Genomic DNA, 15559 nt, shown 5'->3' with positions numbered 1-15559 from the left:
ATGTCTGAAACATTACGACCACTTATTTCAGTAGCACTGTGTACTTTTAATGGAGAGAAACACATCACAGAACAACTTGAGAGTATTCTCTCACAAAGCTACGAATCTATTGAAATCATTATTTGTGATGATCAATCTACTGACGGTACTTTTGAAATTCTCAAGCGTTATGCGTCGAATTATCCTATCATTTCGCTGTACCAGAATGATCAAAACCTTGGCTTTGTTAAAAACTTCGAGCAGGCTATTTCCCGGTGTACGGGTGACTACATCGCACTCTCTGATCAGGATGATGTTTGGATGATAGAAAAATTAACCACACTAATTACTCAGATTGGTGATTCTGACATGATCTACCATGACTCAAACCTGATAGACAAGCAGGGAAAATTAATCCCACATGTAAAAATGAGCGATCATTACCGCTCATATGATGGAACATCCAACCTTCCTTTTCTTATTTCTAATTGTGTAGCAGGCCATGCAATGCTTTTTAAAAGCACTTTAATATCAGTTATTTTACCTTTCAACAGTGAATTTTATCACGATTGGTGGATTACCTTTGTTGCGATAACCATTGGAAAGATAAAGGCTATCCCTGATATCCTGGTTAATTACAGGCAGCATGACTTAGCTATTACAGATACGCTTAACTTAAAAAAACAGGATGATAGCACTGGGAACAAGGGTTTTTTGAACTACAACTTAAACTGGATAAATTATTGTTCAGGTTTTAGCTTGAATAACAGAAATCAAAAGGAGATTCGGAAGATCTATTATTATCTGGTAGCATATCAAGAGGGGCTCAGGGGATTCAGGCTATTTTTCTTCCTATTGAGATACTATCACATCCTGTTCTATTTTCATTTGAAAGGAAAGAATAAATTAAGTCAATTAAATACAATAAGAAAAATTTGTTTTAATAATTAAAAGCACTATGAAAGTAAGTTTTGTAATACTCAGTTGGAATAGATATAAATTTCTGGATGAATGTTTATCGGCATTATTGCCATCAATCAAAAACAACACTGAAACTGAAGTGATTGTAATGGATAATGGCTCAACAGACAACACTCATGTTGTTCTGGATAAATACAGCTCAAATCCGCTTGTTAAAATTGTAAGAAGAAAAAAAAATCACGGACTAAATGCCTACAAGCGCCTTTTTGGGATGGCAAAAGGTGAATATATTATTATTGTAGATGATGATGTACTGACCTTTCCACCTGCAGTTGAAGAAATATTCATTGATTATTTGAAAGCATTTCCTGATTATGGTTTTCTTGCATTAAATGTCGTTCAAAATGAGTTTACACTAGGCGCTAAACCTCCAATTGAGAATTACGTTGAAGAAATTAGGGGTGAAAAAGTAATAGAAAAAGGACCTACAGGTGGTTGGTGTGCTTGCTTCGAAAAGAAAAACTATAATAAAATAAAGCTCAGGTTTTTACTGAATGATTTAAATATGGCTAAAGGAGAAGACGGGCTACTGGTTAACTTGTTCAGCAGAAAGCTTAAGCTTAAATCAGGATTGATCAAAAACCATTACTGCCTCCACGCTTGTGGTCCGCATTATGCAAAGGTTTACGGTCATATGGATAGAGAGTTAGAAAAATATGAAAATGCTGGACTGCATTCAATTGTTGAGGAATATAAAAACTACAAATAAGGGATGATCGTATTAGAAAAAGGGGCGAAAATTTACATTCAATGTCCCGCCGCAATGGCAACGGGTGGCCCGGAGGCTTTACACCAGCTGGGACATTATTTGATTAAAAATGGCTTTGATGCGCAAATGTCATATATCCCACCCAATCATCCTAATCCTATCCACCCTCAGTATGAAGCATACTCAGTACCTTATACTAAAGAGGTGGACAACAATGCTAAAAACGTGATGATCCTGGCTGAATCTAATTTATATCCTATTTATCAGAAACCATATTCGAAGATCAGAAAAGCAATCTGGTGGTTAAGTGTAACTTACTATTGGGAAGGCTTAAAACCCTGGAAGGAAAAAATAAAAAAGAAACGTTTCTATGCTTTAAAGTCTTTGATTAATCCACATATAAATCCGCCTCTACCTACTTTAGAGCGGCTTAGAAAGCTCCCTCTGGATCATATCCGGCATTCCTTCTACTCCGAAGTTTTATTAAAAGAAAACAATATCCGCATAACAGGTAAAATTTCTGACTATATGAACCAGGCATTCATCAATGAGATAGATGATAATTGTATTAAAGAAGATATTATTCTATACAATCCAAAAAAGAATGATGTTTTTTTGGATGATTTAATTAAACAAACGCCACAATTCAGTTGGGTAGCAGTCCAGGGACTTCTAGCATCAGAAGTGGCTGCGCTAATGAATAAAAGTAAATTGTATATCGACTTTGGTTTTCACCCCGGCAAAGAGCGAATGCCAAGGGAGGCCTGCCTGATGAATTGTTGTATGATCATTGGAAAAAATGGGTCTGCAGCTTATCGGGAAGATATGCCTATCCCTGATGAATATCGTTTTAATAAAGACGTAAGCTTATATCCAGACATTACTAATCTCATATCCGATTGCCTGGCAAACTACCCGGTCAGGATTAAAGATTTTGCAAAATATAAAGAAGAGCTTTTAACAGAGGAAGCAGTATTTAATAAGGATATCAAAGCTATATTTAACCACAAATAATGAGAGAGCCAAAAAAAAATATCAATTATAGCTTTATCGATAACCTGAGGTTTATATCCATGTTTGGGATTGTGATGGAGCATTCTACCCTTTTCTGGAACAGGTACTTCACAGATTTTGACGATCAGCTCGCACAGACATTAAGCATTCAGGTCTTTAAGTTTGGAACCATTATATTTTTTATTTTATCAGGTTTTCTGATTGGAGATAAATTTACAAAATATAACTCTTGGGAGTACCTTAAACGTAGATTTGACAACACATTCAAACCATGGTCATTCTGGTGTTTCATCATGTTATGCCTCACCTATATCAGCTGGTATTTCAAATACGTAAAATCGGGTAATATGGAATTATTAATAAATCCTGCCGACAAGTTTTTCGAAAACATTTATCACATTACTTTGGATACGAGTTACTGGTTTATCGTAAATTTTATGATCTGCATCGCCGTTTTGTTAACGTTCAGGAAATACCTTTACTCGAATGTTTTTGGTGCTATTCTGGGTCTCTTATCATTGTTTTATGCTCTAAATCTTTACATACAGATTATTCCCACCGCACATACAACAGCCGTATTAGGATTTGTATTTTACCTTTGGTTAGGATTTAAGTTGAACATCCACTTTGAAAAATTTTGTGACTGGGTTGAAAAAATAAAGGGATGGCAGATTGTACTCGCGCTTGTTGCATCTTTCATCTTATCATGTACAGAAACCATAAATCTGATGAACATACTGCCTAAAGATCCGTTTAATACCCTTAGATTGTCAAATATTATTTATTCATTAATCAGCTTTATATTCCTGTTTAAATACTGCAATTTTAGCTTCATTAAAAAACTAAAACCGAGAGATACAACCTTTGGAATTTATCTTACACACCAGCTTTTAATCTTTTACCTTTTACCGATGATTTTTGAACCTCTGCATATTTCCAATGATCAGAAGTCAACAAGAGTGCTTGTCATCCTTCAGATCGTAAGATTTGCAATTGTATATCCGACAGCATATCTGCTTACCATTTTAATTTCCAAAGCCCCAAGGAAAATGCGGTGGATAATCGGGCAGTAAGTACGATTAAAACAGGGCAATGTTGCAATCATACAAAACAAAAAAAGGCCTCAATCACTTGAGGCCTTAAATATTTATATTGCTTTTAGCTGAACTACAACTTTCTTGCTACTTCAACCTGTTCGTAAGCTTCAACGATATCGCCAACCTCAATGTTATTAAAGTTCTGAATGTTTAAACCACACTCATAACCTTTATTAACTTCCTTAACATCGTCTTTAAAGCGTTTTAACGATGCCAGTTCACCAGTGTAAACAACTACACCATCTCTAACGATACGGATTTTGCTGTTACGCGTAATCTTACCATCCAATACCATACAACCTGCGATGGTACCCACTTTAGTAATTTTGAATGTCTCACGAATTTCAACGTTAGCCACGATTTTCTCTTCAAATTCCGGATCCAACATACCCTCCATTGCCGATTTAATCTCGTTGATTGCATCGTAAATGATTGAATATAAACGGATGTCGATTTGCTCTGCTTCTGCAAGTTTACGTGCACCTGTTGATGGACGAACCTGGAAACCAATGATGATCGCATCTGAAGCCGAAGCTAACAATACGTCAGACTCTGATATCTGACCAACACCTTTACTGATGATGTTGATTTGAATCTGCTCTGTTGATAATTTCAGCAATGAATCGGCTAGTGCTTCGATAGAACCATCTACATCACCTTTAACAATGATATTAAGCTCTTTAAAGTTACCGATTGCCAAACGACGACCAATTTCATCAAGCGTGATGTGTTTCTGCGTACGTAAGCCCTGCTCACGTTGCAATTGCATACGTTTGTTTGCAATATCACGTGCTTCAGTTTCGCTTTCCAGTGCATTGAAACGATCACCTGCTGTAGGAGCTCCTTGCATACCCAATACCTGTACCGGTTGCGATGGACCTGCCGATTCTACTTTAGCTCCACGCTCATTGGTTAATGCTTTAACACGACCGCTGTAACTACCTGCAAGAATTGGATCTCCAACCCTTAATGTACCGGCCTGAACCAATACTGTAGTTACAATACCACGACCTTTATCTAGTGCCGATTCAATTACAGTACCTGTAGCCCTCTTATTCGGATTAGCTTTAAGTTCTAATAATTCAGCTTCTAATAATACCTTATCTAAAAGCAAATCGACATTTAAACCGCTTTTGCTTGAGATCTCCTGTGACTGATATTTACCACCCCAATCTTCAACCAGAATATTCATTGCTGATAACTGCTCACGCACCTTATCTGCATTTGCACCTGGCTTATCTACTTTCGTGAAAGCAAATACTAAAGGTACACCTGCCGCTTGTGCGTGGTTTATCGCCTCTTTTGTCTGAGGCATCACCGCATCATCCGCAGCAATTACAATAATTGCAATATCTGCTGCCTTAGCACCACGGGCACGCATCGCTGTAAAGGCTTCGTGACCTGGTGTATCTAAGAAAGTTACTTTTTTACCGGTTGGAGTAGTTACCATGTATGCACCAATGTGCTGAGTAATACCACCCGCTTCACCTGCAACCACATTCGCTTTACGAATATAATCCAGTAATGAAGTTTTACCGTGATCGACGTGACCCATAATCGTTACAACCGGAGCTCTCTCGATTAAATCTGCCTCGTTATCTTCTTCTTCAATAACGTTTTCCTCATCTTCATCAGGCTTAACAAACTGAATTTCGTAACCAAACTCATCAGCAACGATGGTTAAGGTTTCAGCATCTAAACGCTGATTAATGGAAACGAACATACCAAGACTCATACAAGTACCAATAATTTTGGTAACCGGTACATCCATCATGCTCGCCAACTCATTCGCAGTAACAAATTCTGTTACCTTTAATATTTTTGATTGAGATTCAAGCTCGTTTGCTGCCTCTTCTGCATTGAACGCTACATCATCACGCTTCTGACGACGTAATTTAGCACGCTGAGCAAATTTACCAGATTTACCTGCTCCACTTAAGCGGGCAAGGGTTGCCTTGATCTGATCTTGAATTTCTTTCTCTGTAGGTTCTTCTTTTGGTCCGCTTGGGGTAGCGTTCCTGTTTTGAAAACCAGGTCTGTTATTATTTCTGTTGCCCTGATAACCTGGACCGCCTTGTCCCGCCGGACGGTTGCCTTGATAAGGCGTACCCCCCGGTCTGTTACCCTGATAAGGCTGACGAGGTTGTCCTGGCGCTCCACCCTGACCCTGACCTGCTGGGTTTTGACCCGGCTGGCCCTGACCACCCTGTTGTCCGGGTTGGCCTGGTGCTCCTGGCGTTTTTTTACGTTTACGCTTACGTTTAGCAGCCTCACTATCACTAGACGACGCTACCGGGTTACTTCTTCTATCAGGAGTAGTAGGTAAAGTAATCTTTCCAATGATATTTGGACCACTTAATTTTACCGTTCTCGCCTTAATTACTTCCGGCTCTGCATTTGCTGGTTTTTGTTCAGCTTTTGGCTGCTCAACAGGTTTAGCAGGTTCCGGTGTTTTAGCAACAGGTGCCGGTGCAGGAACTTCTTCTTTTTTAACTTCCACTGGTTTTTCTTCCACCTTCGGCTGTTCTACCGGTTTTACTGACTCTTCTACTTTAGCTACCGGTGTTGGTTCCGGAGCAGATGGTGCTGGCGCAGTCTCCTCTTTTTTAACAGGACGTGTTTTAGAGTTAAGGTCGTTTAAATCGATCTTACCTACAATTTTTACTCCTGGTAAACCACTGTCTTCAGATTTGTCTTCCGCTTTTGAAGCTGCAACAGGCTCTGCTGCCGCAGGCGCTGGTGTTTCTACTTTCGGTGCCGGTGTTTCGGCAACTTTTGGTTTCTCCGCCGGTGCTGTAAATGACTGAGCATTTTTTATTAAAATCTCATCACTTTTTTCAAAGTCGGTATCTTTCTTCGGCGCTTCTACTGGCTTTTCAGTCTCAGGCTCGTCACGACGTATTTTACCAATCACTATTTGTTTGGCTTCTTCTCTTACGATCTTATCTCCCTGATACTCTTTCAACAAGGCACTGTACATGTCTGGCGTAAGTTTAAACATAGGGCTCTTCTCGGCAGAGAATCCCTTTTTGTTTAAAAACTCAACGGCCGTACCCATGCCTATGTTAAGTTCTTTAATAGCTTTAATTAAAATGATTGGTTTGTCGTCTGACATCTAGCTCCTTTTATTTTTTAATATAATACAAAAGTAGTGTTTATTTGGCAATTACACCACTTATTCAAATTCTGACTGCAAGATCTGAACCACTTCTTTAATGGTTTCCTCTTCTAAGTCGGTGCGTTTAACCAAATCTTCTACTGTAAGTGCTAAAACACTCTTAGCAGTATCGCAACCGATAGCCTTTAATTCATCAATGATCCAGCTGTCAATCTCATCTGAGAATTCCTCTAAATCTACATCCTCGTCGTTTTCTTCTCCAGCTTCGCGATACACATCAATTTCGTAACCAGTTAATTTACCAGCCAGTTTAATGTTATGTCCGCCACGTCCGATAGCCAATGAAACCTGATCTGGTTTTAAATAAACAGATGCATGTTTTGTTTCATCATCTAATTTAATAGACGTGATTTTCGCCGGGCTTAAAGCACGGGTAATGTATAATGAAATGTTATTTGTGAAGTTAATCACATCAATATTTTCGTTTTTCAATTCGCGAACGATACCATGGATACGTGATCCTTTCATACCCACGCAAGCACCTACCGGATCGATACGGTCATCATAAGATTCTACCGCAACTTTAGCACGTTCTCCTGGTTCACGAACAATTTTCTTAACGGTAATTAAACCATCAAAAATCTCCGGAACTTCAAGTTCGAACAAACGCTGTAAAAACTCAGGTGCTGTTCTTGAAATAATGATCTTCGGATTTGCATTGATCATTTCCACTTTAGAAATTACTGCTCTCACAGAATCACCTTTTTTGAAATAATCTGCAGGAATCTGCTCCGTTTTTGGCATTAAAAGTTCATTACCTTCATCATCCAGAACCAGGGTTTCTTTCTTCCAAACCTGATAAACCTCGCCGGTAATAATTTCACCAACACGATCTTTATACTTTTTGAAGATCTCGTCTTTTTCTAACTCCAATACTTTAGAAACCAAAGTCTGGCGTGCTGCTAAAATTGCTCTACGTCCGAAACTCTCTAATGTAATCTGCTCGATATAATCATCACCAACCTCTAAAGTCGGATCAAACTGATGTACATCAGCAAGTTCAATTTCTAAATCATCATCTTCTGAGAAACCATCCTCCATGACTTTTCTAGTTCTCCAGATTTCCAAATCCCCGTTATCGGGATTTACAATCACATCACAGTTTTCGTCTGTTCCGTATTTTTTACGCAACATACTACGGAAAACCTCTTCCAACACACTGATCACAGTAGGGCGATCTATATTTTTAAAATCCTTAAACTCCTGAAAAGAGTCGATCAAATTAATTGTTGTAGTACTCATTTTACTTAAATGAAATTAACACACTGGTTTCTAATATATCATTAAGCGACACTTCAGTTTGAACTAAAACCGCTTTTTTCCCTTTTTCCTTAACCGATTCCTCCATCAGCAGGTTATTTTCTGCAAGCCCTAAAAGTTTCCCTTCCTTCTTCTTTCCGTCCTTTAATTTCAGACTTAACGTTCTGCCGATATTTTTTTGATACTGACGGATCAGCTTTAAAGGCTCACCAACTCCGGGAGAAGAAACTTCTAAATTATAAGCCTGTTCAATTGTATTTTCCTCTTCTAAATGAAAACCAACATGCCTGCTTATGGCCACACAATCCTGTATGCTAATACCTTCGTCACCATCAACATGAATAATTAATTTATTGTTTGGCAACATTTTCACATCAACCAGAAACAGCTCTGGCCGGTCTGCAATTTTTTCCTCTACGAGGTCAACAACTCTCTTTTCTACTTGCATATTTTAACCTGATTTCATAGAAAAAGGGGACACTGTCCCCTTCTCTTTTCTTCGATTACGATGCAAATGTAATAATTTTTTTATAAAATTTCAATAGCCATGTGAATTATTATACTGATTACTACCGCTTAAGAATTTGTTTTTGCGGCTGCAGGTTCTGTTTGATGGTACCAGAGAATAGTTTACTCACGGTAGCAAACTCAGCACCGATAAAACTCTCAACCAGATATCTTTTATTTTTCTTAAAAGGCTGATCTGGCTTAAACAAGATGGAATCTCCCTGAAGCAAATAATGACCCTTTACCACAATTTCATCCTGCAGGCTATCCAGCTCGCCTGGCAAGGCAATCACTGAAAGCAGGTTTGATGAATCAAGGTTTTTTGAATAGACATTTTTGACCTGAACAAGACTGGCTTCACCTAGATTGTTAAGAATAATTGAAGTACTATCTATCGAAAACTTAATGACTGCTTTGTTGTTTCTTCCTGAGCAAGAAATGAAAAATGCAGCCACCATAAAAATGATCAGTTGCTGATTTAAATTTTTAACCATTGTCAAATTTAACATTATGAGATTAATTATCGAGATCCTTTTAATGGGACTAGCCTTTTTTATCGGCGCAAAATTAGTTCCCGGCGTAGAAGTAGCGGGCTATTCGAGCGCCTTGATTGCCGCAATTCTAATCGCCCTTGCAAATGCAACAATAGGGTTTATCCTGAGGCTATTAACCTTCCCGATTAATTTCCTAACACTAGGATTGGTATCATTCATCATTACTGTGTTAATGATTCTTCTGGTAGATAGCATGATGACCTCATTCAATACATCTGGTTTCTTTGCAGCAGCTTTTCTGGCGATCATTGTGGCGCTGATTAAGGCAATATTTGGTGCTATTGCCGGAGAAAAAGAATAGTATTGAGCTGGGCGATTGAAACAAGGGCCAAACGCCCAGCCTAAGATTATCTGATCACCTCACGCGAGATGACCATTTTCTGGATTTCAGATGTGCCCTCGTATATTTGTGTAATTTTTGCATCGCGCATTAAACGCTCTACATGGTATTCTTTGACAAAGCCATAACCCCCATGAACCTGCACGGCTTCTATGGTCACATCCATAGCAACTTTAGAAGCGAAAAGCTTGGCCATTGATCCCGCCTGAGTATATGGCAAACCCTGATCTTTAAGCCATGCGGCTTTGTAAACTAATAACCGGGCAGCCTCAATTTGTGTCGCCATATCAGCCAGTTTAAATGCAATAGCCTGGTGTTCAAAGATTGGTTTACCGAATGACTTACGCTGCTTTGAGTACTGCGTTGCCAGTTCAAAAGCACCTTGAGCAATGCCTAAAGCCTGGGCAGCAATACCAATACGGCCGCCTTCGAGCGTTTTCATAGCGAACTTAAAACCAAAGCCATCTTCACCGATCCTGTTTTCTTTAGGTACCTTCACATCATTGAACATCAATGAATGGGTATCAGAGCCCCGTATGCCGAGCTTGTTTTCTTTAGGGCCAACGGTAAATCCTGGTGTTCCTTTTTCCACAATAAAAGCATTTATCCCCTTGTGTTTTAATTCAGGATGGGTTTGCGCAATAACAAGATAGGTTGAGGCTGTTCCACCATTTGTAATCCAGTTTTTTGTTCCGTTTAGCAAATAATAATCGCCCTTATCCTCAGCAGTAGTGCTTTGCGAAGTGGCATCCGATCCTGCCTCAGGCTCTGAAAGGCAAAACGCACCAATCTTTTCTCCTGAAGCCAATGGCTTTAAATACTTTTCCTTTTGTTCTTCTGTTCCGAAAGCTTCCAGTCCGTAACACACCAGCGAATTATTTACTGAAACCACTACAGATGCTGAGGCATCAATTTTGGAAAGCTCCTCCATTACCAATACATATGAAATGGCATCAAGGCCGCTTCCATTATATTTTTCATCAACCATCATCCCCAGAAATCCCAGTTCACCAAGTTTTTTAACCTGCTCTGCCGGAAATTTCTGATGTTCATCTCTCTCAATCACCCCAGGCCTTAATTCCTGCTGCGCAAAATCGCGGGCAGCCTGCTGAATCATTAATTGCTCTTCACTTAATTCAAAATGCATAACATTTATATATAAAAAGGTTAGTAAATCAAATGTATGATTAATAGATCAAAAATGCTATGGCTGCATAGTATTTTTTTGACGACTTTTTAACTAAACAAACACTAAAGGAGCGCCGAAGAAGGGGTACAAAATGTTAGGTTTCACTTTTAATGTCAGATTTGTTTTCTGGTCAGCGCCAGGATCAAGCTCACACTTCCTAAAACCAGGACCAATAATACCTGAGAGGAGTGAATAATGGCAGCATAAGCCAAACCATCTTTAAAAGGAACAGTGTATAGCATAAGCGATTGCGCAACCATCCAGTGAAAAACGCCTATACCGCCCTGAACCGGGGCGGCCATGGCAAAACCTGAAAATACGATAGCTGTAGCGGCAACGCTAAGCCCAAGATGAGCCGTTGATTGTAAAGCAGAAAAACAAAAATACATAGACAAAATGTAAAAAAACCAGATTGACAATGTATACAGCCAGAAAATTCCTTTGCGTTTTAATCTTCTGTAGGAGCTAAAACCTTGCCTCAGGCTGATAAATAATTTCAGCAGTTTGCGACCGACCTTTTGTCTTAATAAATAGAATCCAAAGCCGCCCAGAACCACCAGTATCAGGAAGGCCGCGAGGAACCACCAGTAACTCACCTGATCAAACCTGTGCCTGATATTCTCAAGAAGTATTTTATGAAAAAAGGAACTAAGCTTATTGTATTGAAAAAAGGTGATACAAACTGCACTGCCTAATAACACGCCCATATCAAACAGCCGCTCAGTTATTACCGTCCCGATGGAAACAAACATGGGAACTTTATTTGTTTTATGAATAACCGAGCAACGCCCGATTTCGCCAAAGCGGGGTAGTGCAAGATTGGCCAGATAACCAATCATTACAGCATGATAGATATTCACAATACCGACGTTATATTTCATTGACTGATATAGCAATTGCCAGCGCAAAGCTCTCAATACATGCGCAGCCAGAACAGCCGCCATAGAGGCCAAAACCCAGAAATAATTGGCGGACTTAATTTCTTGCCATAAACTTTGTAAATTCTGCCCCCTAAACGCTAAATAAAGTACTCCTACACCCAATGAAAATAAAAGGAGATACTTAAGAGCCGTTTTAAGGTCGAAAGTCACAAGACTATTTTAGCAAGTGGTTATTGTCATCAGGAAAAACTAAAATCGGATTATATTTTTTTGCCTCATCAATGGGAAGGGAACCATAAGACATAATAATTAAAACATCACCTAGCTGTGCCAAACGGGCTGTAGCTCCGTTCAAACAGATTGTACCTGTACCACGTTCTCCTTTAATTACGTAAGTTTCGAAACGGGCACCATTATTATTATTGACGATCTGCACCTTTTCATTAGCGATAATGTTAGCTGCATCCATTAAATCCTCATCAATCGTAATACTGCCTACATAATTCAGTTCAGCCTGTGTTACACGAACACGATGTATTTTCGATTTCAATATTGTAATAACCATGATGCAAAGTTAACTATTTAATGATCATATTATCAATAAGTCGTGTTGACCCGACTTTGGCTGCCACCAAAACCACCAGACTATCTTCCTCTTTAGATTCCGCAGGTTCGAGTGTATTTCCGTTAGCAATGGTGAAATAATCAAGTTCTACGCCATCGATTCCCTGATAAAGTGCCTTCCCTTTTTCCTCAAGCTCTTCGATGGTGTATTCTGCCCAATGATCGATAACGAACTGAAGTGACTCGCTGAGCACTAAAGAATGTGCTCTGTCGGCCGGTGAAAGATGGATATTTCTACTGCTCATTGCCAAACCGTCATCTTCACGAATAATTGGACAAGTGATAATCACAATAGGCAACTTAAAATGATCCAGCATATTCTTAATCATGAGTACCTGTTGGTAATCTTTCTGTCCGAACATGGCTAAATCCGGTTCAACTGCATCAAACAGTTTTTTCACAATTTGCGTTACCCCCTGATAATGTCCTTTCCTAAATGCCCCTTCCAGTAAGAATTCAGCATTCCCCAGATCTATGTGCCATTTTTCATCGGATCCCTGAGGATACATCTCATCCACATTCGGCATGAAAACACCGTTACAGCCCGCCTCGGCAAGCATAGCCAGGTCGTGTTCTATCGGCCTTGGATATTTCTCAAGGTCTTTTGGATCTGTAAACTGAGTAGGGTTAACGAAGATGCTGCAAATTATGATATCTGCATTTTCCTGAGCCAGTTTAATGAGTGAAATGTGGCCGTTGTGCAAAGCACCCATGGTAGGGACAAGTGCAATTTTTTTACCTGATGCTTTTAAGGGTGCAATAAAAGCCTTAAGTGCTGATTTGGTTTTAAATACTTCCAAAGTCGACAATCTAAATTAAAGCCGTAAAGGTGTAAATTAATCTAAATGAAACCAAACAATACTTGCCAATCTTGATAAATAGTATTATTATGCTTATCTTTGCGGCTCATTATCTTTTATTTAACTTAATATTTTCTTAAAATATGGAGATGGCAAAAACGAAGCTGCTGATTGTTACACACGAGATGTCGCCTTTCCTCGAGCTTACTAAAATTTCTGAAATTACGCGTCAATTACCACAGGCCATGCAAGAGAAGGGATTCGAAATCCGCATTCTTATGCCCAAATTCGGTAATATCAACGAAAGAAGAAATCGTCTACACGAAGTAATACGCTTATCGGGAATGAACATCATTATTGATGACAATGATAACCCTTTAATTATTAAAGTAGCCTCCATCCCAGCTGCACGAATGCAGGTTTATTTCTTAGATAACGAAGAGTACTTCCAGCGCAAGCAGGTATTCAGAGACGCTAGTGGTAAATTCTTTGATGACAATGATGAGCGTACTATTTTCTTTTGTAAAGGCGCATTGGAAACCGTAAAAAAATTAGGATGGGCCCCTGATATCGTTCACTGCCACGGCTGGATGAGTTCATTAGTTCCTGCCTACATCAAAACCACTTACAAAAACGACCCTACTTTCAAAAACTCAAAGGTAGTATACTCTATTTATGAGGATTCATTTGCTGAAAAATTGAATGCCAACTTTGCGAAGAAAGCAGTAATGTCTAACATGACTGAAGAGGATACTAAAGCATTCCTTCCTTCAGATTGTAATAGCATGCACATTGGTGCTGTAACGCACTCTGATGCAGTGGTTTTAGCAGATGAAAACCTGGATAAAGATGTGTTAAAATTTGTTAAAGATTCCAATAAGCCAACATTAGCTTTTAACTTAACCGAGAATTTTGAAAACTTCTATACTTTTTATGAAGAAATTTCAAATGATGAATTGGTTTCAGTTGCTTAATTAGGTATTATTATTTTAAATATGAAATTTACAAAACAAGACTTATTAACCCTGTTGATAAGTCTTTTTCTTTTTGCGTCGTGTAAGAATCCCGATGGTGTTGGTTTAGATATCGATTCAAATACCGCCATCACCGGCAATCTGGTTGTATCTAATGTTACAACACAGATCGTTAAAGAAGCAGACATCAGCACAATTGCGCTTGCCCGTTATCCTATCGGCTATATGAATGACCCTGTTTTTGGTAAAACAGAGGCCAGCATTGCAATGACAGTTGCACCACCAACAACACTCGCTCAGGATTTCGGCACTTCCCCAACTCTTGATTCTGCAGTATTGGTATTAAGCCTTCCAACTACTGATGCAGTAACTAAATTCTACGGAGATACCACCAGTTCCATATACAGTGTTGATATCTATCAACTAACAAATAATATCACTAAATATAAAAACTCTGATGTGCAGGCGCACAACAGTCAGCTTTTGGGAAACTTCAGAGGTAAAATAAATCCTAATACCCCTGTAAAAATTTATGATATTGTTACTGCTGCTGCAGACACAATTAAAAACATGCCCGCTCAACTTAGAATTCCGCTGAACAAGGCTTTTATACAGCAACAAATCATGAACCTGGCGATAACCAATTTCACTACCAACGCTAAATTTGCTAACATTTTCAAAGGGTTATATGCGCAGATCAACAAAACGACGTCCAGTGGTACCGGAGGAATTGCGTTCATTGACTTTTCAAGCAGCACTTCTTATTTGCAATTGGTATATAAGCATACCAACACGTCAAGCGGCATTGATACTACATCTGTTAACTTCCCTATCGGAACCAGTTCGACGGCTTTACCAATTACTGCTACGATTAGTCATGACTATACCGGAACACCTGTTCAAACTCAACTATTAGCCCCAACAGCCGAGTATCAAACTACCTATCTTCAGGGATTGGTAGGTGTTAAAACAAAAATTAAGTTTCCTGACCTGGCTAAGTTTAACAGTACATATGGAAAATCGGTGGTAAACAAAGCTGATCTGATCATCGAGCTGGGTAGCGGAACTTCAGTTTATCCTTTCCTGGCTGCACAAAGGTTATCCTTATACAGATGGGACCTTGCCGAACAACCGGCTAACATTTCAGACTATACAAGTTACGTTGCCAATAGTACACCGGCTTTGTTTGGAGGTTATTTCGATTCCATTAACAACAGGTATATTTTTAACGTAACCAATTACGTGCAGACATTAATTGATGGAACAATCGAGGATAATGGCACCTTTCTGGCACCAACATCTTACACCTTATTCGAAACTACTCCCACCGCAACTTCAGCAGAAAGAGCAATTATCGGAGCCAAAACTACTACAACTAACAAGATTAAGCTGAACATTTATTACACCAAGATAAATTAGAACTTGAACTCAGTATTTTAAAAGCCAGCATATCGCCGATATGCTGGCTTTTT

The 15559-nt window shown here is 39.1% G+C and carries 15 protein-coding genes; 7 read left to right on the top strand and 8 right to left on the bottom strand.

The window, feature by feature from the left end:
* The 4 genes from AB669_RS21615 to AB669_RS14690 are packed head-to-tail and all read left to right on the top strand — an operon-like array spanning nucleotide 1 to nucleotide 3756.
* The gene (locus tag AB669_RS21615) at nucleotides 1-930 is read left to right on the top strand and encodes a glycosyltransferase (RefSeq protein ID WP_053058423.1); all 930 of its coding nucleotides are present in this window, start codon (nucleotides 1-3) and stop codon (nucleotides 928-930) included.
* Nucleotides 931-937: 7 nt separating this feature from the next.
* Nucleotides 938-1669: a glycosyltransferase family 2 protein gene (locus AB669_RS14700; RefSeq protein ID WP_047800041.1), complete on the top strand. Its 732-nt coding sequence runs from the start codon at nucleotides 938-940 to the stop codon at nucleotides 1667-1669.
* A gap of 3 nt (nucleotides 1670-1672) precedes the next feature.
* Entirely contained in the window at nucleotides 1673-2683 is a 1011-nt protein-coding gene (locus AB669_RS21610; RefSeq protein WP_156166755.1) for a hypothetical protein, read from the top strand.
* A complete protein-coding gene (locus tag AB669_RS14690; RefSeq protein WP_047800040.1) occupies nucleotides 2683-3756 on the top strand; it encodes an acyltransferase in 1074 nt (357 codons plus the stop codon). The genes AB669_RS21610 and AB669_RS14690 overlap by 1 nt, the downstream gene beginning before the upstream one ends.
* A gap of 94 nt (nucleotides 3757-3850) precedes the next feature.
* Here the strand turns inward: AB669_RS14690 and infB are convergent, their stop codons facing one another.
* The 4 genes from infB to AB669_RS14670 form a co-directional block, all read right to left on the bottom strand.
* A complete protein-coding gene (gene infB / locus AB669_RS14685; RefSeq protein ID WP_047800039.1) occupies nucleotides 3851-6895 on the bottom strand; it encodes a translation initiation factor IF-2 in 3045 nt (1014 codons plus the stop codon).
* Between the two features lie 60 nt (nucleotides 6896-6955).
* Nucleotides 6956-8200: a transcription termination factor NusA gene (nusA, locus tag AB669_RS14680; RefSeq protein ID WP_047800038.1), complete on the bottom strand. Its 1245-nt coding sequence runs from the start codon at nucleotides 8198-8200 to the stop codon at nucleotides 6956-6958.
* A gap of 1 nt (nucleotide 8201) precedes the next feature.
* Nucleotides 8202-8666 (bottom strand): ribosome assembly cofactor RimP, encoded by a 465-nt coding sequence (gene rimP / locus AB669_RS14675; protein ID WP_047800037.1) that lies wholly within the window; start codon nucleotides 8664-8666, stop codon nucleotides 8202-8204.
* Between the two features lie 121 nt (nucleotides 8667-8787).
* Nucleotides 8788-9219, bottom strand: coding sequence for a hypothetical protein (locus AB669_RS14670; protein WP_047800036.1), 432 nt, complete (start codon nucleotides 9217-9219; stop codon nucleotides 8788-8790).
* Between the two features lie 16 nt (nucleotides 9220-9235).
* Here AB669_RS14670 and AB669_RS14665 point away from each other — a divergent pair, with 16 nt between their 5' ends.
* Entirely contained in the window at nucleotides 9236-9580 is a 345-nt protein-coding gene (locus tag AB669_RS14665; RefSeq protein ID WP_047800035.1) for a phage holin family protein, read from the top strand.
* Between the two features lie 46 nt (nucleotides 9581-9626).
* Here AB669_RS14665 and AB669_RS14660 read toward each other — a convergent pair whose 3' ends face one another.
* The 4 genes from AB669_RS14660 to panC all read right to left on the bottom strand — a co-directional run bounded on the left by AB669_RS14660 (nucleotide 9627) and on the right by panC (nucleotide 13113).
* The gene (locus AB669_RS14660; RefSeq protein ID WP_047800034.1) at nucleotides 9627-10766 is read right to left on the bottom strand and encodes an acyl-CoA dehydrogenase; all 1140 of its coding nucleotides are present in this window, start codon (nucleotides 10764-10766) and stop codon (nucleotides 9627-9629) included.
* Nucleotides 10767-10921: 155 nt separating this feature from the next.
* Nucleotides 10922-11899 carry a lysylphosphatidylglycerol synthase transmembrane domain-containing protein gene (locus AB669_RS14655; protein WP_082120687.1) on the bottom strand — a complete coding sequence of 326 codons (978 nt, stop codon included), beginning with the start codon at nucleotides 11897-11899 and terminating at the stop codon, nucleotides 10922-10924.
* 4 nt (nucleotides 11900-11903) lie between these two features.
* Nucleotides 11904-12254 carry an aspartate 1-decarboxylase gene (gene panD, locus AB669_RS14650; protein ID WP_047800032.1) on the bottom strand — a complete coding sequence of 117 codons (351 nt, stop codon included), beginning with the start codon at nucleotides 12252-12254 and terminating at the stop codon, nucleotides 11904-11906.
* Nucleotides 12255-12267: 13 nt separating this feature from the next.
* Complete coding sequence (gene panC, locus AB669_RS14645) at nucleotides 12268-13113, bottom strand: pantoate--beta-alanine ligase (protein ID WP_047800031.1); 846 nt, start codon at nucleotides 13111-13113, stop codon at nucleotides 12268-12270.
* Nucleotides 13114-13262: 149 nt separating this feature from the next.
* Here panC and AB669_RS14640 point away from each other — a divergent pair, with 149 nt between their 5' ends.
* Together AB669_RS14640 and AB669_RS14635 are read left to right on the top strand one after the other, a co-directional pair.
* Complete coding sequence (locus tag AB669_RS14640) at nucleotides 13263-14087, top strand: glycogen/starch synthase (RefSeq protein WP_047800394.1); 825 nt, start codon at nucleotides 13263-13265, stop codon at nucleotides 14085-14087.
* 21 nt (nucleotides 14088-14108) lie between these two features.
* Nucleotides 14109-15506, top strand: coding sequence for a DUF4270 domain-containing protein (locus AB669_RS14635; protein ID WP_047800030.1), 1398 nt, complete (start codon nucleotides 14109-14111; stop codon nucleotides 15504-15506).
* Nucleotides 15507-15559 lie beyond the last annotated feature (53 nt).

The sequence above is a fragment of the Pedobacter sp. BMA genome (assembly GCF_001027745.1).
Lineage (GTDB): Bacteria > Bacteroidota > Bacteroidia > Sphingobacteriales > Sphingobacteriaceae > Pedobacter.
Note: the sequence above shows the minus strand (reverse complement) of the source record. Positions and strands in the feature narration are given on the sequence as shown.